The 23,321-nt window shown below is 63.4% G+C and carries 23 protein-coding genes; 7 read left to right on the top strand and 16 right to left on the bottom strand.

What is annotated here, in order from left to right; genetic code table 11:
- Window positions 1–19: 19 nt before the first annotated feature.
- From VHA82_RS10205 to VHA82_RS10215, 3 genes are all read right to left on the bottom strand, one after another.
- A complete protein-coding gene (locus tag VHA82_RS10205; RefSeq protein ID WP_325543148.1) occupies window positions 20–409 on the bottom strand; it encodes a hypothetical protein in 390 nt (129 codons plus the stop codon).
- Window positions 410–539: 130 nt separating this feature from the next.
- Complete coding sequence (locus VHA82_RS10210) at window positions 540–1,100, bottom strand: hypothetical protein (protein WP_325543150.1); 561 nt, start codon at window positions 1,098–1,100, stop codon at window positions 540–542.
- Window positions 1,101–1,236: 136 nt separating this feature from the next.
- Complete coding sequence (locus VHA82_RS10215; RefSeq protein WP_325543152.1) at window positions 1,237–1,611, bottom strand: helix-turn-helix transcriptional regulator; 375 nt, start codon at window positions 1,609–1,611, stop codon at window positions 1,237–1,239.
- Window positions 1,612–1,674: 63 nt separating this feature from the next.
- Between VHA82_RS10215 and istA the strand changes: the two genes are divergently transcribed.
- On the top strand, window positions 1,675–3,594 hold the full coding sequence (gene istA / locus VHA82_RS10220) for an IS21 family transposase (RefSeq protein WP_325543154.1): 1,920 nt from the start codon (window positions 1,675–1,677) through the stop codon (window positions 3,592–3,594).
- A gap of 50 nt (window positions 3,595–3,644) precedes the next feature.
- The gene (istB, locus tag VHA82_RS10225; protein ID WP_325543429.1) at window positions 3,645–4,445 is read left to right on the top strand and encodes an IS21-like element helper ATPase IstB; all 801 of its coding nucleotides are present in this window, start codon (window positions 3,645–3,647) and stop codon (window positions 4,443–4,445) included.
- Window positions 4,446–4,690: 245 nt separating this feature from the next.
- On the opposite strand, the gene VHA82_RS10230 is transcribed toward istB, so the two are convergent.
- From VHA82_RS10230 to VHA82_RS10255, 6 genes are all read right to left on the bottom strand, one after another.
- Window positions 4,691–5,818, bottom strand: a complete 1,128-nt coding sequence (locus VHA82_RS10230; RefSeq protein WP_325543156.1) for a porin — start codon at window positions 5,816–5,818, stop codon at window positions 4,691–4,693.
- Between the two features lie 73 nt (window positions 5,819–5,891).
- A complete protein-coding gene (locus VHA82_RS10235; protein ID WP_325543158.1) occupies window positions 5,892–7,502 on the bottom strand; it encodes a hypothetical protein in 1,611 nt (536 codons plus the stop codon).
- Window positions 7,503–7,729: 227 nt separating this feature from the next.
- Complete coding sequence (locus tag VHA82_RS10240) at window positions 7,730–8,041, bottom strand: UxaA family hydrolase (RefSeq protein ID WP_325543160.1); 312 nt, start codon at window positions 8,039–8,041, stop codon at window positions 7,730–7,732.
- A complete protein-coding gene (locus tag VHA82_RS10245; protein WP_325543162.1) occupies window positions 8,038–9,201 on the bottom strand; it encodes a UxaA family hydrolase in 1,164 nt (387 codons plus the stop codon). Before VHA82_RS10245 ends, VHA82_RS10240 begins: the two co-directional genes overlap by 4 nt.
- Window positions 9,202–9,212: 11 nt before the next feature.
- Window positions 9,213–10,187: a tripartite tricarboxylate transporter substrate binding protein gene (locus VHA82_RS10250; RefSeq protein ID WP_325543165.1), complete on the bottom strand. Its 975-nt coding sequence runs from the start codon at window positions 10,185–10,187 to the stop codon at window positions 9,213–9,215.
- 11 nt (window positions 10,188–10,198) lie between these two features.
- A complete protein-coding gene (locus tag VHA82_RS10255; protein ID WP_325543167.1) occupies window positions 10,199–10,855 on the bottom strand; it encodes an RraA family protein in 657 nt (218 codons plus the stop codon).
- Window positions 10,856–10,903: 48 nt separating this feature from the next.
- On the opposite strand from VHA82_RS10255, the gene VHA82_RS10260 reads away from it, so the two are divergent.
- Entirely contained in the window at window positions 10,904–12,001 is a 1,098-nt protein-coding gene (locus tag VHA82_RS10260) for a LysR family transcriptional regulator (RefSeq protein WP_325543169.1), read from the top strand.
- A gap of 903 nt (window positions 12,002–12,904) precedes the next feature.
- Here VHA82_RS10260 and VHA82_RS10265 read toward each other — a convergent pair.
- The 4 genes from VHA82_RS10265 to VHA82_RS10280 all read right to left on the bottom strand — a co-directional run bounded on the left by VHA82_RS10265 (window position 12,905) and on the right by VHA82_RS10280 (window position 16,779).
- Window positions 12,905–13,387, bottom strand: coding sequence for a rod shape-determining protein (locus VHA82_RS10265; RefSeq protein WP_325543171.1), 483 nt, complete (start codon window positions 13,385–13,387; stop codon window positions 12,905–12,907).
- A gap of 657 nt (window positions 13,388–14,044) precedes the next feature.
- Window positions 14,045–15,295 (bottom strand): peptide antibiotic transporter SbmA, encoded by a 1,251-nt coding sequence (sbmA, locus tag VHA82_RS10270; RefSeq protein ID WP_325543173.1) that lies wholly within the window; start codon window positions 15,293–15,295, stop codon window positions 14,045–14,047.
- A 285-nt stretch (window positions 15,296–15,580) separates the two neighbouring features.
- Window positions 15,581–16,378, bottom strand: coding sequence for a hypothetical protein (locus VHA82_RS10275; protein ID WP_325543175.1), 798 nt, complete (start codon window positions 16,376–16,378; stop codon window positions 15,581–15,583).
- Window positions 16,375–16,779, bottom strand: a complete 405-nt coding sequence (locus VHA82_RS10280) for a transcriptional repressor (protein WP_325543178.1) — start codon at window positions 16,777–16,779, stop codon at window positions 16,375–16,377. The genes VHA82_RS10275 and VHA82_RS10280 overlap by 4 nt, the downstream gene beginning before the upstream one ends.
- A gap of 143 nt (window positions 16,780–16,922) precedes the next feature.
- Here VHA82_RS10280 and VHA82_RS10285 point away from each other — a divergent pair, with 143 nt between their 5' ends.
- Window positions 16,923–17,129 carry a hypothetical protein gene (locus VHA82_RS10285; protein ID WP_325543180.1) on the top strand — a complete coding sequence of 69 codons (207 nt, stop codon included), beginning with the start codon at window positions 16,923–16,925 and terminating at the stop codon, window positions 17,127–17,129.
- A 47-nt stretch (window positions 17,130–17,176) separates the two neighbouring features.
- Here the strand turns inward: VHA82_RS10285 and VHA82_RS10290 are convergent, their stop codons facing one another.
- The 3 genes from VHA82_RS10290 to VHA82_RS10300 are packed head-to-tail and all read right to left on the bottom strand — an operon-like array spanning window position 17,177 to window position 20,477.
- Window positions 17,177–18,202 carry a TRAP transporter substrate-binding protein gene (locus tag VHA82_RS10290; RefSeq protein ID WP_325543182.1) on the bottom strand — a complete coding sequence of 342 codons (1,026 nt, stop codon included), beginning with the start codon at window positions 18,200–18,202 and terminating at the stop codon, window positions 17,177–17,179.
- Entirely contained in the window at window positions 18,199–18,897 is a 699-nt protein-coding gene (locus tag VHA82_RS10295) for a TetR/AcrR family transcriptional regulator (protein WP_325543184.1), read from the bottom strand. The genes VHA82_RS10290 and VHA82_RS10295 overlap by 4 nt, the downstream gene beginning before the upstream one ends.
- Before the next feature lie 11 nt (window positions 18,898–18,908).
- Window positions 18,909–20,477, bottom strand: coding sequence for a class I adenylate-forming enzyme family protein (locus tag VHA82_RS10300; protein ID WP_325543186.1), 1,569 nt, complete (start codon window positions 20,475–20,477; stop codon window positions 18,909–18,911).
- A gap of 70 nt (window positions 20,478–20,547) precedes the next feature.
- Between VHA82_RS10300 and VHA82_RS10305 the strand changes: the two genes are divergently transcribed.
- Genes VHA82_RS10305 through VHA82_RS10315 form a run of 3 tightly spaced genes read left to right on the top strand, consistent with a single transcriptional unit; the run spans window position 20,548 to window position 23,211 of the window.
- Entirely contained in the window at window positions 20,548–20,994 is a 447-nt protein-coding gene (locus tag VHA82_RS10305) for a nuclear transport factor 2 family protein (RefSeq protein ID WP_325543188.1), read from the top strand.
- Window positions 20,979–22,145, top strand: coding sequence for a hypothetical protein (locus tag VHA82_RS10310; protein WP_325543190.1), 1,167 nt, complete (start codon window positions 20,979–20,981; stop codon window positions 22,143–22,145). Before VHA82_RS10305 ends, VHA82_RS10310 begins: the two co-directional genes overlap by 16 nt.
- A gap of 13 nt (window positions 22,146–22,158) precedes the next feature.
- Window positions 22,159–23,211, top strand: a complete 1,053-nt coding sequence (locus VHA82_RS10315; RefSeq protein WP_325543192.1) for an MBL fold metallo-hydrolase — start codon at window positions 22,159–22,161, stop codon at window positions 23,209–23,211.
- Window positions 23,212–23,321: the final 110 nt, after the last annotated feature.

A 23,321-nucleotide genomic window follows, 5' to 3' on the forward strand; every position in this document is an offset into this window, starting at 1 on the left:
CTCGTTGTAGTGCCCGGCGTCACGCCGTATCAAGGCCGCCATGACCAATGCGAGCCCAGGCCTCCCGGAAATCGGCGCAATCGTATTCCGTTGGCTGTAGCCAGTACGACACCTTCCCGTCCTTCTCGCCGCGATGGGCGCGGTCGATGACCTCTTGCGGACGCATCACAAATGCGGTTGGCTGTGTCGCGATCTTGTTGATGATCACCCAGAAGTCGCCCATTACCTTGTCCAGCGTGTTACCGAGCGGCACGGGGTTTCGTTTGCTGAGAGCTTTGACCTGGATGCCGACGTACCGACTCGCGTCGCCGCTGTAGGCAACAATGTCGACACCGCGAGCATTGCGCGCTGTAGGCATGACGTTCCAGCCGAGGAGCGAGAGCCTGTAGCAGCAGTAGTACAAGCCCACGTTCCCAGTCAGCTGGGGATTCAGCGAGGTAATGCTACCCGGCATGGGCCCTCCGATGCAAAAGGGAATGCGGGTCGGAGCTTCTCGATCAAACTCTGGAGGCGCCTTTCGAACGGTACGCCCGGCGGCCTCATTGTTGTTCGCTCGCGCGCGTGAGGCGTTTGAATTCGACAACCTCACGCACGAATCTAAGGGCAGACTGAGCGGCAGCCTTGCCAGCCACGGGCATGACGACGATACCTTCCCGTGCACGGCCATCGTTACCGAACGCTGTCGTCACCGGCTGCTTCGCGTGCGCAAGGAAACGCGCGCGTGAGATGCCTTTACCTCCGCCCCCGACCCGCCCAGAATGGATCAGGTAGATGGTGCCGTCTTCCGTGTTGCGTGCGAAGAAACCGGCGACGCGTTCATCTCGACCTTCATAGGGGGTGTTCACTTCCACCGCGATCGAAACCACGGGAGTTGTGCCGAGCACGCCAAACCAGTTCAGGCGGCGATGAATCGGTGAATCTCGGAAGTCATTCGAGCAATACCAGAACATGCCATCCGTTCGCACCTCTGACCGAGGCCGACGACCTCCTTGCCAACCGATGTCTCGAATCTCGATGCGAGGGAATTCCTCGGCCATTGTCTGTTCGAGAGAGCGCTGCGCATGCTTGATCTCATCGGCGCTCACGACAATCTTCAACATTGGGCCTCCTCTCGCGGCCGGACAAGGCTACCACCCCGTCCCTGGACCGCGTCATTCGTAACATGATCCAATCTCAACGCAATCGGACTTCGTGCCATCGGCGACTCGGCGCCCTCTCGCCGAGACAACCGACCGGTCAACTGCGACTGCGTCTTGATCGCCTTTCCGGCGGATACGACCGCGCGTTCCGCGGCGCACGAGTCAGCGACTCGTCCAATCCATGCCGCAAGGGAAAATCCGGATCGAGCAGTTCATGCGCCGGAACTCCCACCGCATCGCAGAGACGCTCGACGTTGTCGATCGAGATGTTCCTCTCGCTGCGTTCAACAGTCCCCACGAACGCACGATCAAGAGCCGCCGCATCGGCGAGCTTCTCCTGCGACATGCCGTCATGGACCCGCTGCAGACGAATGTTCCTGGCAAACGTCTCGCGCAGGGTCAGCGGCTTTCGTGACTTGGTGGCTCCAGGCATGGCACACCGATACTGAGATACAGGCGTGTTTGAATCCACGGTGTTTAAGTATCTTTAGTGCAGGCGAGTCGCCCCTGTCGGCGCGACGCCGATCGGAATCACATGGGAACACCAGTCGAGCATCATCCCCCGCCGACGCTCGCGGATGAAGAGGCTGCGATCACGCGCGCGCTTCTGATCCTGCAAGGCAGGCTGAGACAGCGCAATGTGCTCGGCACGACGAATGCCGTCAACACCTACCTCCGCCTCCAATCCCAAGGCCTCCCCCACGAGGTCTTCGCCGTGATGTACCTCGACACCCATCACCGCCTCATCGCCTACGAGCGCCTCTTCCGCGGCACGCTCGCGGCGACCACGGTCCACCCGCGCGAGATCGCCAAGCAGGCCCTCCTGCTCGACGCCGCATCGGTCATCCTCCATCACAACCACCCCAGCGGCATCTGCCTGCCCAGCCCCGGCGATCACGAAGTCACGCAGGCCCTGAAAGCCGCGCTGGCCCTGCTCGAAGTCCGCGTTCTGGATCACGTCATCACGAGCGACACCGAAGCCTTCTCGATGGCCGAGTGTGTCAGTGGTCTTCCAACAATCCCCAGTTGTGGTCGTCGAATTTTCCCCACCCATCAACGCCAAGGAGCGAACGATGGAGAGGAATTTCGAGAGATCGCAGCGCCGATCGAGGTTTGCGCAGTCCAGGGCCCGAGGGCCCTGGACTGCGCGGCGGCTACCGTGCCCGTGTTCGAACGGGACACGGAGGAGCCAGTGCTTGGTCAACTGCAATGGGAGGCGGTGCACGAGCGGCATTCGCGCGGGCTGAGCATCTCGGCCATCTCGCGCGAATTGGAGATCGATCGCAAGACGGTGCGCACTTGCCTGCGGCAGGCGTCGTGGCAGCCATACAGCCGCGAGGCGGCGGCCAGCCTGCTCGATCCGCATCGCGAGTGGCTGATCGAACGCGCGCCCGAGGTCGGCTACTCGGCGCGCATCCTGTGGCAGGAGTTGCGCGCGCAGCGTGGCTTCACCGGCAGCTACGTGATCGTGCGCCGTGCTGTGGCGCCGTTGCGGCTGGAAGCATCGGTCGCCTCGCTCACGCAGCGTCGATTCGAGACGGGTCCGGGCGAGCAGGCGCAATGCGACTGGGGCCAGGTCACGGTGCGCCTGTCGGGAGTGCGCACCGAGATCCACGTGTTCGTCATGACACTGGGCTACAGCCGACGCGGCTTTGCGATGGGGTTCCTGCGCGAGCGCATGCCCGACCTGCTGGCCGCGCACGAAGCGGCGTTCGCGCACTTCGGCGGGCGCTGCGAGTTCCTGCTGTACGACCGAATGCGCACCGTGGTGCTGGGCCAGAGTGCAGGCGGCCCGCGGCTGAACACGACGTTCGCCAACTTCGCCAGCCACTGGGGCTTCACGCCGCGGCTGTGCCAGCCGTATCGGGCGCAGACCAAGGGCAAGGTCGAATCGGGCGTGAAGTACGTCAAGCGGAACTTCGTGCCGGGCCGGCAGTTCCGCGACCTGGAGGACTTCAACGCGCAACTGGCCGCCTGGCAGCTGGAGGTGGCGGACCTGCGCATCCACGGCACGACGCACCAGCAGCCGATCGTGCGCTTTGCCGAGGAAGCCCGCGCGCTGGCTCCCACCGCGGGCCATCCGAGCTTCCTGGCCGCGATGGTGCGAGACCGCATCGTGGCCGACGACTGGCTCGTGTCGATTGACGCCAATCGCTACTCAGTGCCGTTCGCGCTGATTGGCAAGACCGTGCAAGTGGTGCGCCAGGGTGGCAGCTGGGTCATTCGCCATCGAGGCGAGGTGGTGGCCGAACATCCCGTGCTCGCGGGCCGGGCGCAGTTGAGCGTGCAGCCCGCGCACGGTCCCGGTGCGGCGCCGCGCAACGTCCGCCAGCGTCATGGCAGCCGCCCGCCGCAAGGTCGGGTTCAAGCGGACCTGTCACGCGACGTCGAGGTACGTGATCTCGCGATCTACGAGCACCTGTTCGACGCCCCGGCGCTGGAGGTGGCCGCATGAGCAGGACTGCAAACAAGACCGTGACGGCCGCAGCCAGCGCGGCTGCAGCGATGACCACACCGGCGCAGCTCGAACGCCTGGGCGAGCACCTGCGCAAGCTTCGGCTTCTGAAGAGTAGCGAGCGGCTCGAAGCGATGCTGCAGCACGCCGCCTCCCTGGAACTGCCCTACGCCGAGTTCCTCGAGCAGGTGCTGGGCGAGGAGGTTGCGGCCAAGGCGAGCAAAAACATCGCCATGCGCACGGCCATGGCGCGCTTCCCGTTCGTCAAACCGCTGGAGACCTTCGACTTCGGCTACCAGCCGTCGATCGACTCCAAGCAGGTGCAGCAGCTGGCAAGCTGCCACTTCATCGAGCACGGAGACAACGTGGTCGTGCTGGGGCCGCCGGGAGTGGGCAAGACGCACCTGGCGGTGAGCCTGGGGATGAAGGCGATCGAGGCCGGCTACCGGGTGCTGTTCACGACCGCTGCGAGCCTGATCGAGAAACTGACCAAGGCGCACGCCGAAGGAAAGCTCGAGGAGAAGTTGAAGCTGTACACGGCCCCGCGCCTGCTGATCATCGACGAGATCGGCTACTTGCCGATCGATCGGGTAGGCGCCAATCTCTTCTTCCAGTTGATCAGCCGCCGCTACGAGCGCGGCCCCATGATCCTGACCAGCAACCAGAGCTTCGGCGCCTGGGGCGAGGTGTTCGGCGACCGCGTCATTGCCACAGCCATCCTTGACCGCCTGCTACACCACGCCGTCACCATGAACATTCGCGGCAATTCCTATCGCCTGAAGGACAAGCTCAAGGCCGGCCTGGTCAGGCCTCAAGACGACAGTTCAACCAACCCGGGTGGGGAAATTTGAACGACCACGACTGGGGGAAATTCGGCGACCCTTGACACGAGTGCGGCTCGATCTGACGACCGCGACTGTCGCCGGGTCGTTCCCGAGGTGAGGTCTGTCTTCGTCGAGGCCGACCGCCGGATCAGATGGCGGCGCAGCGAGGATGGTCGACGAGCTGCTGCCGCATCGCCGGAGGCGCACGCTCCTAGGTCGCGGCCACCCTGGCGGGTCGCCGCGAGCCCCCGAGGAGCCGGAGTGGTTCACACTCAGAATGTGTGGCGGACTCCAAAGTCCAAACCGTTCGAGCGCCCTCCGGGCACAGGAGGAATTGTCGCCAGGCCCGCTCCGCCGCTTCCACTCGCCGCGGGGCCATTGACAAAATAGGTCGCAACGCCTCTGTTTTGAATTACCGCACCGGTAGCGTAAATGGCGGTTCGCCGGGACAAGTTGTACACATACCCGATCGCGAGCTGCGTTGCATCGTTGGCGCTGTTGCGAAGGTCATACCTCGCGACGCTGATCTTGAATAGGCCTCTGCCGAGCGGAGCGGTAGCAGCAATCGCCAATGTGTCCAGTCGATCGTTGGCCACGCCGTTGGCGATGGATCCCCCTTTGGTCTGGGACGTGGAGAAATACACCATCGGGCGCAGGAAGCCGAAATCGAAAGACGCACCGGCGCTTCTGATCGTGAGGTCAGGACGTGTCACCGTTCCCGCCGTCGATGCCGCATTCCCGATCGATTGCTGCGTGAGAATCGTCTCGGCCAATGCCACGTGAAACTTGTCCGACCTGTAACCCACCCTGACCCCGTAGCCTCCGTTGGTGCGGCTATTCAAACTGTCCGACGACTGCTCCCCGAAAGCATACTGGGCTTGCCCGTAGACACCACCCAACGAGGAAGGCAGCAAATAGCTCACGGTGTTGTTGAGGCGAATGGGATTGGCCCGGCCGGCGGCGGTTGCCAGGCTCGGACTGGACACATTGAGCACCTTCCCGACTCCGCGCAGCGCAAAGGGATTGAAGGCGCCAACGAGCCAGTAAGTAGGCGTACGGTCACGCCCGAGCGTGACTTCGCCGAAGGTGCCCGCCAAGCCGACGATTGATTGCCTCTGGAAGCTGTAGCCCGATGCCGTCCCATTGTCGAGATCGAGGCCACCGTCGAGAACGAAAAATGCGCTCGTGCCGCCACCGAGGTCCTCCCGGCCTCTGAACACCAACCTGCTCGCACTAAGGCCGCCCTCATTCAGCCCGGCGCGGTACCCCCTTCCGCTACCGGAAACGCGGCTGAGCGTCGCGTCTACGACACCGGAAATGGTCAGGGAACTCTGCGCAAAGGCGCTGGAGACCATTCCCAGCGCGGAGAGCAAGACTAGCCTTTTCATAGTTTCCTTCATGCAAAACTCATGCTGCCTTGCCGTTTTCGTGCAAGGTTCGAACAACTCCCGTTGGGAGTGCAAAGAAATCGCGCTAAGACGGGCGTTGCAGTTCGACAGTCTTGAACGGCTCGAGTCTGTCGAGCGCCTCCGGGGAGTCACTGTTGACGTTCCACTTGAAGAAGCGCAATACGACTCTGTCGGGCGTGTAATCCGCCAAGGTGAAACCATGCTCTTCGATGGGAGCGATCCCTTCGCTCATACTCAGATGAAGCGACGGCTTGGCGCCGGTCTTGCGCCGGCGGGAGGGCCAACCCATGGGACTTGTGCCCACCGTCCCGGGTAGAACCGCCTGCACGGGATTTCGCGACAAGTCGAGCTTGCCGGTACGGGTGATGGAGCCCATCGCGGTGGCATGAAGATCTCCGCTGATGACAAGCGGGATTCTTTCTCGCATGTCGCTCATCGCTGCCAGCAGGCGATCGTGCTGTTTCAACCAGCCGGACTGCCAATTGCGTTTCGGCACGTCGAGAGTGAGTTGCCCGTCCGCGCCAAGGACGTCCGGATACCACTCTCCCCATTTTCCCGCCGTCCACCCCGGCGGGTTGGAGGGAGCGTTGACGACATGCGCGACATCGCGGGCAGCCATGCGGTTCGTCAGCCAAGACTCCACGATCTCGTCAAGATAGACGGCATCGGGGCCGGCCAGAGTCATCGTGCGGCGGATCGTATAGAGAAGAACTTCGAGCAGGCGCCCATAGCGCAGGGTTCCGAAGCTTTCGGAATAGGGAAGCGGCCGGCCGTTCGCGACCGCGCCCGCCATTCCGCTGGGGCGCGTCGAGTCGGGAAGGAATTCGGGGTAATACATCGCCTGCGTTGCACGCGCGGCCTGCGACATGAACTGGTCCGGCGGAAACGTGACCAGGCCATCGAGCCAGTCGTCGTTGTCGAAATAGTCGTGGTCGTCCTGTACGAAGAAGACAGGCGTGGATCGGAAGTCGGTCGAATAGACCGGGACGATCTGCGGTCCTGCTGCTCGCTTGAGAACAAGTTCGTTGGAGGTTCCCAGCATCGCTGCCGAGCGATCGAACCGCCCTGCAATCTCTATCCTCCTGGGCAGCGTCGGCAACTGTCCCGGCGTGCGCTGGTCCCAATAGACGTGATCGCCGTTCGAGACTACAGCGTGCGGCCTGAACGAGAGGCCCCTGCGGAGCAGGCGGCTGCGGAGTGCAGCAGGCAGGAATCGCATCTGGTCGTGCCCGCCGGCGCACGTGAAGAACATGACCCGGACATTCTCAGGTCGTGCATCCGGGGCGGGGAACGTTGCCAGTTCCCAAGGTTCGCACAATCGCCTGCCCGAGGACGAAGCGGCCTGCGACAAGCCAAGCTTGTAAGTCGTTGCCGGCTTCAGTCCCTTCGCGTGGAACTGCCAGGTCTCACCTTGCGTGTCCGTCATCACACCTTCGACCTTCGACCCGCCCACGTGAAGGACCGGGGCGGACAGCAGCGCTCGGTCGAAGGATGCCTTGACGAGAAGCTCCGTGGCACTGACGGTTGGAAGTATGTGGAGAACGCGACCTCTGTCCCAACTGTTCGTGGGATCCTGCGAGCCATGGTCGCGCTCGGACTTGGCCAGCAACTCGGGGGCCATCGATACCATCAATGAGCCTGGCGCATAGCGCCCCAGGAAGTCTCGTCTCTTCATGTTGTCTCCGGCTTCGGGCTCTTATGTGGCGGATTGATAATTGCCGCCGATCGCTCGCCTTGCGCGCATCACCAGATCGAGTTTGAGATAGAAAGCGGGCTGCGTAAATTGCGGTTTATTTAGCAACTCATAACGCTCCCGAATGACTTCGGCGGAGATTTGCGGCAACAGGTCGTGGGCCCCCGCAGTGGCGGGGCGCGCGGAGCTGTGGGCGGAGGCGCACAGCATTAACGCGCGCGCAGACTGGACAAGTTGTGAACGTGCACGTGCTCGCCGGGTGCGATGTCTCGAAGTGCCACTCCGATCGCTTCGCCTTGCTTCAAAACGACCTGCCCGGCAGGAATGCGATGCACCGCGAACTTGTGGAAAGTTGGTAGCGGGCCCAGGAGGCGAATTTCGAGAGGTTTGTCATCGACGACCACCCGAAGCAAATCGCCGGCCTCGACCGGCTTCAATGCGATGGCGACGCTGTCCGAGGGTTTGCAAATCATTGCCGACCGGCTGCCGGTTGCGGCGCTGCGCACATCCACGGTTTTCACAACGCCTCTCCATAGCGGCTCACGACTTCATCGCCTTCCCCCAGGACCTCACCCCAGGTCAGGCTGCCGGAAGCTGTCTCCACGAGAAGGTCCAACAGGTTCTTGGATGCCTGTTCAATCGGTAGATTTCCCTCGAGCACGCCGCTGGCGTCAAAATCGAGTTGATGGATGAGGCGAGACGCAGCTTCTGGATTGGCGGACAACTTGATCGTCGGCGCCAATGCGCTCACATAGCTGTTTCCGACGCCGGTGGAGAAAAGCAGAATCTGAGAACCGGCTGCGACGAACCCGGATAGCGATTCCGGACTGAAAGACGGCGCATCCATCGCGAACAGGCCGGCCTCCACTGGGCGCTGGCCGGGTTCCAGCACGCCGATGATCGGCGTCGTGCCGCTCTTGGTCACCGCGCCAAGCGACTTCTCTTCGATGGTGGATAGGCCAGCCGCGACATTGGTGGGGTTGGGATTGTTTCCGGTGAGGCTGATCCCATGTGAAACGGCAAGCCTCTCCCGTCGATGGACCGCTTCGCAAATTCTGTTTCCGATTTCAGCACTCGCCGCTCTTCTTTTCAGCAGATGCTCCGCTCCCAGCCATTCGAGCGTTTCACCAAAGACGGCGCGTCCCCCCAGGTCCACAATGGTGTCGACAACGCGGCCGATGATGGGGTTCGCTATCAGCCCGGAGCTCGGATCGGAACGCCCGCACTCGGTGCCGACGAAGAGCTTCGCGAGTGGGATCTTCCTGCGTCGCTGTCTGGAAATTTCCCGATGCAGCGAAGCTCCTTCGGTGATCGCCCGGCTCGAGAGCTGCAGGCTATCGTGGCTGCAGTCATCAAGACATATCGACGTGACCGGTTTACCGGCACTCCGAATTCCATCGGCCAGCGCCGCCATGCGGGGTGCATCGCTCCCGAGGAGGACCACGGCCCCCACGTTGGGGTTCTTGCCGAATCCGGCCAATGACCGCAGATGAACTTTACGGTCATTTCCCAAGAGCCCGCCGCCGAACGGCATGGACACCAAACGACTTCCCGGCAACGCAGTCGCAACTCGCCGCGCAGCAGGCGCGGTCAGGCCGGAGGTGGAAAGTATGAGCAGGTAGTTCCGTACGCCCGCTTCACCGTTCGACCGGGGATACCCGTAAAAGTGCGGCACTTTCATTCCAGAGACGGTCAATCCGGCTTGATTCCCGTTTTCTGGATCACCTCGAGCCATTGGCGGGCTGCCATATCCAAGGATTGCCGGAAGCCTTCTGGAGTCGAATAGGTGTAGCTCGCCCCCAGTGCCGACCAACGTGCCTGCACATCCGGCATCGACAGGATCTCCGCGATCGACCTGTTCAAGAGGGCAACGACGGAGGGGGACGTTCGCGCCGGAGCGAATATCCCTTGGCCGGCCACGACTTCGAATCCTTTGACACCGGACTCGTCGACGGTCGGAACATTGGGGAGCGTTGGTACTCGCTCTTTGGTCGTCACTGCCAAGGCTCGCAGCTTGCCGGCCTTCAACAGTGCGTCCGCCGACGGTATGCCGACGAACATCAGGTCCACGTTGCCGCTCACCACGTCATTGAGCCCGCTGCCGCCACCGCGGTAGGGCACATGGTTGAGCTTCATTCCTGACATCGAGTTCAGCATTTCTGCCGATAGATGTGCCCCCGTGCCGATTCCAGAGGACGCATAGCTCAGTTTCCCAGGTTCGCGTTTCTCCGTGGCGATGACGTCGCTCAAGTTGCGGAGCCTCGATCGTGCCGATGTGACGATCACCTGAGGAAAATTGGCGACGCCAATGACCGGCGCCAAGTTCACTTTTCCGTAAGGCAGCCCCTTGTAGAGAGCAGGAGCCACCGTGTAGGTGGCAACGTCCGCCAGCATGATCGTGTAGCCATCGGGGGCGGACTTCGCCAACAAGGCCGCCCCGATGGTTCCCCCCGCCCCGGGGCGGTTGTCGACGATGACGGGTTGCCCGAGTTTGTCGTGCAATTTCTGGCCGAGGACACGCGCGAGGATGTCGGACGTCCCCCCCGGTGGATAGGGCACGACGAGGCGAATCGGCTTTGCGGGATAAGGCTCGGCATGGGCAGCGATGCTGAAGACAACACCCAGCGCCAGGAGGGAGAACGGTTTCGTAAGTCCGGCGTGATTCATGCCCGACCGCTTCAGACGGCGTCCCAGGACGACACGGCGTCGTCCCGCACTTGTTGTTCCAGCAATTGTTCTTGCCCCTGGATCCGCCCAAGCAGCTCAAGGGCGTTTTCAACCTGCTCCCGAGGCACGCGGACCACTCCACTCTCATCGGCGACGATGAAGTCCCCGGGCCGTATGCGCACCGTGCCGATGATGATTTCCTCATTGATCGACCCGAAGGTGAATTCGTTGCGGCTGCGGCGCGGGCACACCCCAACAGACCAAACGGGGTAACCGACGGCGCGTATTTCTTCAAGGTCGCGGCATGTTCCCCACAAGACGGTTCCGCGCACTCCGCGGCGCTGGGCCAGCCGGGATGCGAGCCCGCCCCACGCAGATGCGGTCTTCGTCCCTCCCAGGTCCATGACGACCACGTCACCTGCCTTCATCGTCTTGAGCACCATTTCCAGGGGCTTCCCGACGCCGCCACCAAAACGATAAGCGTCCGAATCACGGGACTTCGGCTCGAATCGCGCCGTCATCGCTCTGCCGCAAATGCGGCCGAGGCCTTGTCTCTGGGCCGCGAGCTCCGAAAGAGCTCCTGGCACGCCCAGTTCGTCAAGCGCATCCGAGATTGCCGACGTAGGAAATGCCGCGAGCCTCGTTTCAGCCCCAATTGCGCTGTCCATGCTATTTCTCTCTCAGAAAGCGCAGAATGCGCTACGGTTAAGGATGCGTTGCCGGCGCGGGAGCGCGCCGATGAGATCCCGATTGTTCCCACCGGGGTCTTCGAGTGGAATTACTTTGTTGTTATCGCCTCATCCCCTGCGCTTATGACCGGCAGTGAATCCCAGGGCCCGCGAACGTGGGGTCAGGCGCTTTCGCCTGCGAAGATCTACAGGATCGACAGGCTGCGGTTGCGCCATTTGAGAATGCTGGAAGTTATCCATCGCTGTGGTTCGCTCGGCGCGGCAGCGCGTGAATTGGGGGTCACACAACCGGCCGTTACCAACCTGCTCAAGGAGATCGAAGAGGTTTTCGAAGCGACGCTGGTCGAACGCGACGTGCGCGGCGGGCGCCTGACCGACGCCGGAGTTGCCGCCTTGGAACGCTTGACCATAGCGATGGCCTCAATCGACATCGCCATGAACGTCGCCAAGGCGAAGTCGCAGACCAGATTGCTCCGCCTGGGCTGTATTCAGGTGGCGGGAATAGGCGTGCTGCCAGCCGCAATCGCCCATATGGAAGCGCGTGGCTCGCTGGGTCAAATCAAGCTGGTGGAAGGAACCGCTCGCTCCTTGCTATCCGCCCTTCTCGAAGGTGAGATCGACGCCTTTATCGGTTGGGTCGAAGACTCCCTGTTGGCAGCGGTCGACGTAAGGCGTCTGATGGTCGAACCTCTCAGCTATGGGGTGATGCAGGTGGTGGGCTCGTTCGAGCATCCGTTGGTCAACCGGATGGATGTCACCGTGGACGATCTGAAAGCGTGTTCCTGGATACTTCCTCGCTTGCACTCGCATACCAGGGCGGCTTTCCAGCATTTGTTTCTTGATAACGGATCCCAGCCGCCGGAGCCAACGATCGAATCCTGGTCATTGCACAACACCTTGTTGATTGTCGCGGCGTCCCGGCTGCTCGCCGTTGCGCCAAATGACGCCGTTGAGTTCTATTCGCAACTGGGGCTCGTGAAACAGATCGATGTGGCTCCGCTCTTGCTGGACAGGACGCGAGTTTCCTTGGTCGCTCTGAATGAAAGTAGAAAATTGCCGGCGATCGAGGCCCTGATCGAAGCCATTCGGCACGTTCGACATAACCGTCTGCCCATTCCACTTTGAATTGCCGGCTGGTCGACCAACCTGTCAGGCAGAATTCGTGTCACCTGAAGGGAGTCGAATGCACCCCCGGCAAGAACTGGGCAACGAAGATGCTCAAACCCGCAATCAAGACCAATGCGACCCCGGCCCATGGCATCCAGTCGGCATGAGCTTTCTGCAATCGAACGAGCAGCACCGATGCCAGCGTGAACGCGCCAACTCCGAATGTGCATACCCATGCGGCTAGGCCAGATAGGTACGTGTCAGCATACTTGTCCGGGATCCACAGGTGGCCAATTGCGGCGCCATAGACGGAGTGCGCAAATACGCATAGCACCACCGCTACGGATATGGCGTCAACAATGGCGCTTCGACGTGCCATGCGGTCTAACGTCGGAGTTGGCCGGCGACCGAGGAACAGGAGCGCCCGTGGCGCAGACGCCCTTGGGCGTCCGTGTCGAACAACCGGTTAGGCATGGCTTCTCCTCCTTTCACGCTGAATTGGGAACCCGCGTCCCGACACGCTGCAGCGAACGATGAACCAGAAGCTGGCGACCAAGACAACGCAGGACAGTAGAAATAACCATGGACTGGACCCGATGCTTCCGTTCCAAAAGCAAGTCCATACGTTACTGCGGCGCCACACGTAGGCGGCGGGGCAGCCCGGGGGAAGCGCCGCGACGTCTTGCGGCCGTAGTTCATGAATCGGAACGACGACCAGCCACGTCAGCACCAGGTTCGAAAAGTACGCCACGATGACAAGTGCGATCACTTGCGCCACATGCCAACGGTACTTGAGAACGATGTTCATCAACAATCGCCCATGTGATGCCTAACGTCGGATTTGACCGGCCCACACGAGGTGAGCGCCGAGGCGCGGACAGACGTGTGTGTCCGTGTCGAAGGATTTGTTGGGTGGCACTATCATTCTCCAGGCCGTCGCCCCGAATCGAAGATGTCGGCGATCTCCTGAGGATCGACCTCCGCCCCTTTCAGCAGGTAGGCTTTCGAAGCTCCCGCGGAGCGGGCAAGTTCCCGAAACGCGCGGCTTTCAACCTGTGTGAAACCACCTTCCGGATCTCCGAGCGGGTGAATGACGATCGCCGGGCTTGGCACGAACCAGGACTTGCCGATCACCTGGCGGACAAAGGTCTTGAGCAACTGCTCTGCGACGCTGAAGTCCGAGATCAGCGAGCGGGGATGCGCGAACGGGTTGACCACGGTTCCACCGGACTGCGCTGCAGCCCGTCGAGCAGCGGAACCACAAGCCAGTACGCGCTTTGGCTCACTCCCACTGATCGCCACATCGGGCACGTCGGACACCGAAGTTCCATTCTTCACGTTGGTGACTACGAGTCGCTCGGGCGAAATGCGCACGTACAGGACTGGCGTGAACGAACGCAGCATGTCGAGTGCGACCTAACGTAGAGGTAACCGGCGACCATGGATAGGTGCGCAGGGAGCGCAGCGACCGAGCGGTCGCCCTTGGGCGCCCGAGTCGACCGCCTTGTTATGCCGGCTGCGGGACAACACGACTACGGCGATGCCATGCAAATCGTTGTCGTCCATGGATTCTTCGTGTGGCGGCGGCCTTGCCGAGGAAGATAATTTGACGCCGAAACCCGAACGCGCACAAGCAGCAGGCGGATTGTCCGAGGGGTCTTACCCGTTCGCCACGTTCAACAGTCCCCACGAACGCGCGATCAAGAGCCGCCGCATCGGCGAGCCTTTAACCACTCGAAAGCGAAAGCGAAAGCGGTCAACGTGGCCATCGAAGTGGACGGGGATGGCAAGGGCGAACCGCCGACTAGAGATCGAGCACCAGCAACGCCGTCTTCGCCCGTGAGCAGCAAGGGGTGAATCGGTCATTCGCTGCACGCTCGTCGTCGGTCATGTAGAGGTCGCAACTACGCCGAACTATGGGATCGCAACCTGGGCAGCCAGTCCCCCACGAAGTCGGCGCGAGAAGTCAACAAGCCCGTTGGCGAGGGAGGCCTGCTGACTTCGCCCTTGTGGCGGTAAGTCCGAACGCGCGCGGTCGACGACGCGGCGCGCGCAGGCGCATCATGCGGCCTCGCCGTGCACGAGGTATTCGCGATCAATCGCGGGCAAAGGCTCTTCGTCGAGCGTTGCCTCGAAGGTCCTCAGGCGCTTGTAGATCGATATCAGCTCCACGATCGTCGTCCACGAATTGACGAGGTACTGGAACGAGGTGCGCACCTGATCGAAGACGTTGGTGATCTGGGTGAGCAGGCCGAGGGTCAGCTTGCCCGCGACGATCGAGGGAATCAGCACGAAGAGGCTGAACAGGCTGTCCGCCTGCAGGTAGAAGATGCGCGCGACGTTGAAGTACATGTAGTGGAAGTAGAGCCGGAAATAGCTTCTTCGCACGTTTGCGAAGAGCGCCGCCGCGGTCTGCGGCTGGGCGCGGTCCGCGTCATCTTCGCCGTAGACGAGTTCCTTTCGGTACGCCGCCTCGACACGCTGGTTGCGAAACTCGAGCCCCGGGAGCTTGATCCCCACTGCCGCCAGGAAGACCGTGCCGAACAGCGACCAGAACACGGCCGCCCAGACGAGCGCGTGCGGAACCTGGCCAATGAGCGGAAGGTCCGTGATCTCCGCTCCAATCTTGAAAAGCACCGGCAAGAACGCGACCAGCGTCATCACGGAGCTCACCAGATTCACGCCGAGCTGCTCCATCGTCGATGAGAACCGCATCGTGTCCTCCTGCACGCGCTGCGAGGCGCCTTCGATCCGACGAAGGCGCGGCCAGTGCGCCATGTAGTACTCGTTCATGGCCGTGCGCCAGCGAAAGATCCAGTGACTGACGAAAAACAGGTTGAGCACGCCCACCGTCACGGCCACGAAGGCGATGCCCGCGAAGCTGAGCATGCCGCCATAAAGCTGCGCGACCGTGACCGAAGCGCTCCTGTCCAAGGCGTGCTGGATCAGGTCGTAGAAGGGGCCGTACCAGGCGTTGATCGCCACGCTGACCTGCACCGAGAAATAGGTGTTGAAGACGATCAGCGCCGTTCCCAGCACCGACCACGCCTGCCAGCGGTGCGGGCTGTACCAGAACCAGAACGCGGCGAAGGCGGCCACCGCCAGCGCGTAGTACAGATAGAACCAGAGGAACGGCGCGGACCAGAATACAGAGACGCCGATGATGGGCGCGGCCCCTTCACGAGCCGGCGGCAGGCCCACGTACGCGCCCAGCGAATCTCCGCCCGCATACCAGAGCAAGATCGCGATCAGCGACCACACGCAAACGGAGATGAAAAAGAGGCGGGGCTTCGGAAAGAATGACACGAACATTGGTAAGACCCTCTCGATGACTGAAGAAAAGCCCGCGACGCAAGTGACACCCCCGCGGATCGGGCGGTCCATCGCGGAATCAGTCGGTTCGACAAGGCCATTTTGCTTGCTTGCTGCTCATCAGCACCTTGCGGCTCGCGAGGGCCGACGGCGCGGGGTCCTGCGTCGCGGCAGCGATGACGACGGGCCGCATGCGGCCATGAATTCGGGTCGCCGCCCTCTTTCAGCGCAGCCTTGGATGCACGCCACGGCACAGCGCATTCGCCCGCGCGCGTCGCATGTCGATCATGGATTGGCCTTCACCCGCGCAGCGGCGCGCCAGGCCCATGCGAGTGGTGGCGTGACAAGGGCCACCGCGGCCAGCCATCCGACCCATTGCAGGCCCGACGGGTCCCAGTCCAGCTTTTCTGCCAGTGCGGCAAGCGCCGCGCCGAACGACAGCAGCACGATCACCCAGCCGACGCCGCGGCGCAGCCGCCGCGTGACGCGAGGGTCGCGTTCGCTTCGCAACATGCGGCATACCAGCTGTGAATCGGTTGTGCATGTGATGAGAAATCCGGCCGAAAACAGCAAGCCGGCCAACAGGCCGGCCGACCAGCCTCCGCTCTGGGCAGCGAACACAGACCAGGCCGACACATGCGCGACCGTATCCACCACGGTGGCAAACAGCATGCCCACCAGCAGCGTGGCGAAGACGTCCGTGCGTTCTTGCAGCGCGGCGGGCATGAGTTTCATGCGAAACGATGCAGGCAGATAGTCGCCGCGCGCGACCAACGCGCGCAAGTTCCCCGCGCCCAGGAGCATGAGCAGCACGATCGGCAACCAGTCGAGCACGGCCACGACGACCGACGGCAATCGGAATGACGCCGCGCCAACGGCGATGACGGCCGCCAGCAGCACCACGACGAGGCCATGACCCACGGCGAACAATGCGCCAACCCACGGCGCGTGGCGTTCGCCGCCATCGAGCGCGCGCAGGGTCATGCCATCGATCGCGGCGACGTGATCGGGTTCCATGCCATGGCGCAGGCCCGACAAAAGGAACAGCGCCAGACTGCCGACGGGCAGTTGCGCGCCGGTCACGCTCGGGCTCCGCTCTTGCAGGACGGGCAGCGGCCGTGCAGGGTCAGGTCGTGCGAGTCGACCCGGAATCCGTTCGGCACCAGCTTCTTCATCGAACCCGGGCACGCATGCAGCGCGAAGACCCGGTCGCATGTCGTGCAATGGAAATGGTGATGATGATGGGCGGGATCGCCGTGGGCGTGTTCGCACGCGGCCTCGTAGCGGGCAGGCTGCCCGGGAAGCGAGACGATCGCGACCTGCTCCTGTTCGAGCAGCGCGCCGAGGCGGCGGTAGACGGTGGAGAGATTGAGCGTTGGCACCGAAGCTCGGGCGCGCTGCAGGATCTCGGCCGGCGTCAACGCCTCGCGGCCGCGTCGCAGCGCCTCCAGCACAGCTTCCTGCTGACGAGTATTGCGTTCCACGGGCAAATTATATTGCAAATCAATTTGCAATAAGCCGCCTAGCAAACGAACGTAAAGTTCGCCGATGCTCTGGCTGAACCGGGCCCCCCGTCGCACAATCAGCCGATCTGCGGCGAAGCCGACGCCGCGATGCCGGAGAAACCATGAAGCCGATACTGATTGCTTCCTGTGCGCTGCTGCTGAGCGCGTGTTCAGGAACGCCTGTCTTTCAGAGCTCGTTCAATGGCTACGGCTACTCGATGGGGCCGACGAGCGCGAGCGATCCTCGCTTGAGTCAGCCTCGGTTCTACATGGATGAAGGCGACTCGCTGCCGCCCTCGCTGAAGGCTGCGCCGCTGAACAACCGCTGATCGGCGCAGCCGCCAGGGTGTGCTCGATCCCGCCGAAATCGAATCGTCTATTTCGCAGCAGCAAGTTCGCTTCGCATGGTTTCCAGGAGCTTTTCAGGGTTCGCAACGCCTTTGCGCTTGGCCTTCTCGATCCAGGTCACCTCCACCGGTTTCAACGCCGTACGGATCTCCTGGACCATCGCCGGGCTTGCGGTCTCGATCGTGCGACCCATCTTGCGGTACGTTGCCCAGGTCGCCTCGTCGCCCTCCATGTAGGCCCGCCCAACCTTGCGCGCGAACGCTTCGCCCGAGATCTTCGAAATCGCTTCGCGATCATCGGCGCGGATGCCTTGCCACTTCGCGTCGTTGATGCCGAGCGTGAGGATCGTGTTGTAGAGCGCGCCCGGAACGATGGTCGCGTAAGGCAGTGAGTCGACCAGCTTGAACGAGGCGACCGATTCGGGCACGAGCAGGGTGCCGTCCAGCGAGCCGCCGCTCAGCAGTTCATAAAGCTCCGAGATCGGCTTGCTCACGGGTACCGCCCCCAGCAGCAGCAGGCTTTGCGTCACGCCGGCTTGCGGCGTGCGCAGCTTCATGCCCCTCAAGTCGCCGATCGACCTGACCGGGCGCTTGTTGTTGAAAATATGGCCCGTGCCCACGACGAAGAGGCTGAGCGGGTGCACGCCCTTGTACTCGCCGTACTGCGCGAGGTGCTGCGTGTAGAAGCGGTAGGCGAATGCCGAGTACACCTCGGCGTTGTCGCTGGTGAAGGGCAGTTCGAGCACCTCGGAGATCTCGAACCGGCCCGGCGTGTAGCCGTTGACGAACACCACCAGGTCCGCCTGGCCGTCGGCTGCCACGTCGAACTGGCTGGGCACCGTGCCGATGACTTTCGGCAGCGTGTCGATCTTCACGCGGCCCTGCGTGACCTTCTCGACTTCGGCGATCCATGGCTCGATCACCTTCACGCGCATCGCGTGGCCCGGAGGCAGCCAGTTCGAATATCTGAGCACCGTTGTTTGTGCCGCCGCGATCGTGGGCAGCAGGGCAGACACGGCCAGGATGGCCAGTGCACGTCGGATCGAGGGGATCATCGAGAACTCCGTGGTTTGGAAGTGGTGAGGGGAAGAAGGCTTGCGCGGGCGACAGCGAGTGCCGTCGCGACGAGGTCGTCGATCGAGGTCTCCTGCGGCGACCACCACTCGACCGACCAATTCAGGCCGCCGATGATCAGCATGCGCAAGGCTTTGCGCTGCGCCGCGGTTCGATGCTGCGTGCCTTGCGCCGCGTCATCGACGAGGCGTCGCCAGAGTCTGCCGTACACCGCCTGCTCGGCGCGCGTGGCCCGGCGGATGTGTTCCGGAACCTGGCTCGTGTTGCGCACGGCGGCTTCGGTGTAATGCGAGATCTCCAGGATGAACCGCAGGTGCGCCTCGACGGCCGTGCACAAGCGCTCGAGCGGCGTGGCCGTGCGTGGGAGGGCGGCAACGGCTTCTTCCGTGTGTTCGCGTACATGTCGCGTGCCGGTCACGAGGACGGCCTCGACAAGCTCTTCGCGCGAGGCGTAGTAGTAATAGAGCGTCGCGATCTTCACGTCCGCTTCGCGGGCGATCTCGGACAGCTTGGTCCCCGCGAATCCCTCGCGGCTCATCACGAGCGCCGCGGCGTCGAGGATGCGCTGGCGAGTCGCGTCCGATTTCCTGAGGTCGCGCACGTCGCCGTCCGCCCGAACGCGTTGGCGCTCCGGCCTCGCGGCGCGCGGTGTTTTCCTGGCTGCAGGTGCGGTCACTGCGTGGCCTTTCAACTACCGGCGATGCGGGTTTCCCGGCCGGCCCAGTAAGGTGCTTTGAGCGCGTTGCGCTGGACCTTGCCCGTGGCGGTGCGCGGCAGTGAATTCAGAAACACCACACGGGTGATCTTCTTGACGCCTCCCACGATGTTGCGCGTGTGGGCGATGAGTTCGTCTTCCGTCACCTGCCGGCCCGGAGCCGGCACGACGGCCGCGAGCGGCGTTTCGCCCCAGCGGTCGTCCGGCACGCCGAACACGCATGCATCGGACACCGCAGGGTGCCCGCGGAGCGCATCCTCCAGCTCCGACGGCCAGATGTTGAAGCCGCCGGAGACGATCATGTCGTCCTTGCGGTCGACGAGATAGACAAACCCGTCCTCGTCCATGTAGCCCATGTCGCGCGTGAGCACGCTGCCGTCGGGAAGGGTTCGGTCGGCGGTGGCTCGTGGATCGCCCCAGATGCCCGACATCGTCGAGGGTCCGCGCGCGGCAATCTCGCCCACCTCGCCCACGGGGAGCGCGCGGCCGTCCTCGCCTCGAATGCTCACGACGACGTTCGGCGTCGGCCTGCCCGCGGAGCGTGCGCGCTTTCTTTCTGCCTCGGTGCCGCGCGGTGCATGCTGGTGCGGCAGCAGCATCGTGATGGGCATGGCTTCGCTCTGCGCATACAGCTGAAACAGCGTCGGGCCGAAGACTTCGATGGCGGCGTCCAGCGTTTCCGGCGCGATGGGCGACCCCGCGTACATGAGGCATTGCAGGTTCGAGAAGTCGCGCTGCCTCGCGGTGGCGTCGCGCACCATGTCGCGGATCATCACCGGGGCCGCCACCGTGTGCGTGGCGCGATGCGACTCCAGCAAGTCGAGGACACGGCGCGCGTCGAAAGCGGGGACGGGAATGATGCAGGCACCCACCGCGAGGGTTCCCCAAAGGAAGGCCACCCCGAGGTGGCAGAGCGACGCGGGCACGAGGTAGCGGCTGCGTTCGGTGAGCATGGGCGTCACCCAGCGCCACTCGTTGTTGTACTGTGTCCATCGCGCGACGGAGTGATAGATGCCCTTGGGCTTGCCCGTGGTGCCGCTGCTGAAGCGGACGATGTGCACGTCGTCGGGTTCGACCGGCACGAGAACGTCGTCCGGCGCGTGCGCCGCAAGGGCGGTTTCGTAGTCCGTCGTCCCGGCGGGGCGCGGGCCTTCGCCGAACACGATGACCTCTCTCAGCTCCTTCAGGCCTTCCAGCAGCGGGACGAGCTCAGCCGCGTACCGGGCCTGGACGACGAGGACGCGGGCGCCGACGAGCTCGAGGAGGTAGCGATTCGTCGCCGCGGACTGATACGTGTAGAGCGTCGCGCGCGGATTGTTGGCCAGCGCACACGCGGCCGCCTGTTCAACGGTCTCGAAAGCGTTGTCGCCGAGCACGGCGACGCGGTCGCCACGCGCGGCGCCGCATGCCCGGAACACGTTGGCCAGTCTGCACGCGCGCTCGAAAAGCGCTGCGTAGGTCTGCTCCCGACCCTCGAAAGAAACCGCGAGGTTGTCGCGGTACATCGTCGCGCCGCGCCGAATGATTGCTGCAGGGTCCACAGGAAATCCTTGCGTTGTTTCCAGCGCGATTATAGAATCGAAATTAGATTTGAAAAGGAGCAGAAACCCGATGAGCGAAGTGATGACTCCCCCGCCCGTGCTGCGTTACGGCCAGCCCGGCTTCTTCGAGGCCTACGCCGCCGCCTGGGGCTTCAAGGAAACCCTGGTGGCCTTCTACGCGCCCGACGGCCAGTACACCGACAAGGCGTCGAACGTGACGGTGAAGGGTCACGACATGCTGCGCCGGTTCATGAAGGTGTACCTGCAGTTCTCGCCGAAATGCACCGTCACGTTCACCAACTGGATCGCCGGCGAAAAGGGCTTCGCGGCGGAATGGATCTGGGAAGGCGCGAACGACGGCCCGTTGCGGCTGCATGGGCAGAGCAGCCCGCAGGACGGCACGCCGTGGCGAATCGACGGCATTTCCGTGTGCAGGGTGAACGACCGGGGCCAGATCCTGGATCACACGGACTACTGGGATTCCGAGCACCTGATCAAGACGTGGAAGCGCGTCTGATGTTCCCCGCGAAAGAGGCGGGCCCGATCCTCGACGCCGACGACCCGCTGGGCCACCAGACCGCGCAGCGCGCGGCGCGCCCGGCCTTCGCGGACGTGGAGGGCGGCGGCATCTTCACCGAGCGATTCTGGTACATGGGCACCAATGCACCCGCGGGGGACATCGTCTTCGGCGCAGGCCTCGGCTACTACCCGAATCGCGGCGTGATGGACGGCTACGCCGGCGTCACGATAGAGGGCGTGCAATACGCCTTCCGCGGATCGCGCCGCCTGGGCGCAGCGCCCTTCGAGACGCGCATCGGGCCGATGACGATCGATGTCGTGCGCAGCATGCGGTGGCACCGCATCGAACTCGCGGCCAACGATTCCGCCCTTGCGATGCACCTCGAATACACGGCGGCCTTCGAGCCGAACGACGAGGGCCTCGACACGCTGGAAAAGGAAGGCCGGCTCGTTTCGCAGGTGAGCCGTTTCGTCCAGATGGGTCACTTCACCGGCTGGATCGAAGTGAATGGCCGGCGGCACGAATTCGGTTCCGGCAATCCGCTATGGGGTGCGCGTGACCGCTCCTGGGGGCTCAGGCTCGAATCGCGCACGGACGAATCGCACCCGCCAGTCACGCGCTTTCGTCCGCTGCTCTTCATGTGGGCTTGTGCGCAGTTCGAGCAGAGCGCGATTCACTTCTTCCTGAAGGAAAGCGCGCCTGGGGTCGTGCGTTTCGTCGTCGGCGACGAAACCTTTGCGGTCGGCAGCGGAACCGCTTCGCGCAAGGTCTCGCGCGTCGAGCATGACATCGAATGGTCCGCCGACCCGTACAGCCAGTTCATCGCGGGCGGACGCTTCGTGCTGCACTTCGAAGACGGAACGCAAAAGACCATGCGCATGCGCGCGCTGCCGGGCAAGTTCTTCCTGAAGGCGGGGCTCTACGGCGGCTATCGCGGTTGGTTCCAGGGCGACGACAAGGGGCCCTTACATATGTCGCAGGTGCGCTGGGATCTCGCCGACCCCGAAACGCGGCGTGAACTGCGCACCCTGGCCGAGCAGCCGATGGAGTTCGACGTCGACGGCCGCCTGGGCTTCGGCACGATCCAGGGCGGTGTGGCTGCCGGCTATTCGAAATATCATGAGGTCCAGCACCTGCCCGTGATGTGACGCGAAGGCCACGATGACCCGCAAGAAGCCCGACTCCGCAAACCTGGACTATCCGTTTTCCGAACCGCCCGCGCCCGGCGCCGCGCTCGAAGTCGCCCCAGGCGTCTTGTGGATCCGCATGCCGCTGCCGTTCGAACTGGACCACATCAACCTGTGGCTCCTGCGCGATGGCGACGGCTGGACGGTGGTGGACACGGGCCTGAAGACCGAAGACACCGCCGCGCACTGGCGCAGCTTCCTCGACGGCGTGCTTGCGCCCGGCCGGATCAAGCGCATCATCGCGACGCACATGCACCCGGACCATGTCGGAATGGCCGGGTGGCTCGCTCGCACGCAGGGCGCCGTGTTCGCGATGACGCGAGAGGAATACCTCATGTGTCGCGTGCTCACCGCGGACACCGGCCGCGAGCCGCCGCAGGCCGCCGTCGATTTCTACCGCCGGGCAGGCTGGAGCGATGCCTCGATCGAGATCTACCGAGCGCGCTTCGGCCGCTTCGGCAGCCAGATCCACACGCTTCCCGAAACCCACCTGCGGCTGGTCGATGGAATGTCGATCGAGATCGGCGGCAGGACTTGGCGCGTCGTCACAGCCAACGGGCACTCGCCCGAACACGCCTGCCTCTACTGCGCCGAGGACAAGCTCCTGATCTCGGGCGACCAGGTGCTGCCGCGCATTTCTTCGAACGTTTCCGTCTACCCCATCGAGCCGGAGGCGAATCCGATGGCGGACTGGCTCGCATCGATCAAGAAGGTTCGCCGCGAAGTGGCGGCGGACGTGCTGGTGCTGCCGTCTCACCAGAATTGCTTCAGAGGCCTTCACGCCCGCCTCGACGAACTGGAGACTTCGCAGCATGAAGCGCTCGATGCGCTCGTGGAGTGCCTGAAAGAGCCGCGGCGCGCGGTCGACGTGTTCGAAGCGCTGTTCGGCCGGCCGATCCAGGAGCGCCATGCCTCGCTCTACGGCATGGCAACGGGCGAGAGCATCGCGTCGCTGAACTGCCTGCTGGCCGAAGGCCGGGCGCGCCGTGAGATTCGCGACGGCGTCGCCTGGTACACGGCGGCCTGATCAGGCCACGCGCGTCACGTTCTCGCCGATCGGTGCGCGACTCGTCGCGACGCCCATCGCCGTGCCGCCAGTCGAATTGCCGCACCGGCTATTTAAAAGTCCGTCGCGTC

The sequence above is a fragment of the Ramlibacter sp. genome (assembly GCF_035548915.1).
Taxonomy (GTDB): Bacteria; Pseudomonadota; Gammaproteobacteria; order Burkholderiales; family Burkholderiaceae_C; genus Ramlibacter.

Excerpts from the sequence above, each read along its gene's own strand:
- VHA82_RS10210 (WP_325543150.1), bottom strand. The coding sequence starts at position 1,100 with ATGTTGAAGATTGTCGTGAGCGCCGATGAGATCAAGCATGCGCAGCGC.
- istA (WP_325543154.1), top strand. The coding sequence starts at position 1,675 with ATGGGAACACCAGTCGAGCATCATCCCCCGCCGACGCTCGCGGATGAA.
- istB (WP_325543429.1), top strand. The coding sequence starts at position 3,645 with ATGACCACACCGGCGCAGCTCGAACGCCTGGGCGAGCACCTGCGCAAG.
- VHA82_RS10230 (WP_325543156.1), bottom strand. The coding sequence starts at position 5,818 with ATGAAGGAAACTATGAAAAGGCTAGTCTTGCTCTCCGCGCTGGGAATG.
- VHA82_RS10235 (WP_325543158.1), bottom strand. The coding sequence starts at position 7,502 with ATGAAGAGACGAGACTTCCTGGGGCGCTATGCGCCAGGCTCATTGATG.
- VHA82_RS10245 (WP_325543162.1), bottom strand. The coding sequence starts at position 9,201 with ATGAAAGTGCCGCACTTTTACGGGTATCCCCGGTCGAACGGTGAAGCG.
- VHA82_RS10250 (WP_325543165.1), bottom strand. The coding sequence starts at position 10,187 with ATGAATCACGCCGGACTTACGAAACCGTTCTCCCTCCTGGCGCTGGGT.
- VHA82_RS10255 (WP_325543167.1), bottom strand. The coding sequence starts at position 10,855 with ATGGACAGCGCAATTGGGGCTGAAACGAGGCTCGCGGCATTTCCTACG.
- VHA82_RS10265 (WP_325543171.1), bottom strand. The coding sequence starts at position 13,387 with ATGCTGCGTTCGTTCACGCCAGTCCTGTACGTGCGCATTTCGCCCGAG.
- sbmA (WP_325543173.1), bottom strand. The coding sequence starts at position 15,295 with ATGTTCGTGTCATTCTTTCCGAAGCCCCGCCTCTTTTTCATCTCCGTT.
- VHA82_RS10285 (WP_325543180.1), top strand. The coding sequence starts at position 16,923 with ATGAAGCCGATACTGATTGCTTCCTGTGCGCTGCTGCTGAGCGCGTGT.
- VHA82_RS10290 (WP_325543182.1), bottom strand. The coding sequence starts at position 18,202 with ATGATCCCCTCGATCCGACGTGCACTGGCCATCCTGGCCGTGTCTGCC.
- VHA82_RS10305 (WP_325543188.1), top strand. The coding sequence starts at position 20,548 with ATGAGCGAAGTGATGACTCCCCCGCCCGTGCTGCGTTACGGCCAGCCC.
- VHA82_RS10315 (WP_325543192.1), top strand. The coding sequence starts at position 22,159 with ATGACCCGCAAGAAGCCCGACTCCGCAAACCTGGACTATCCGTTTTCC.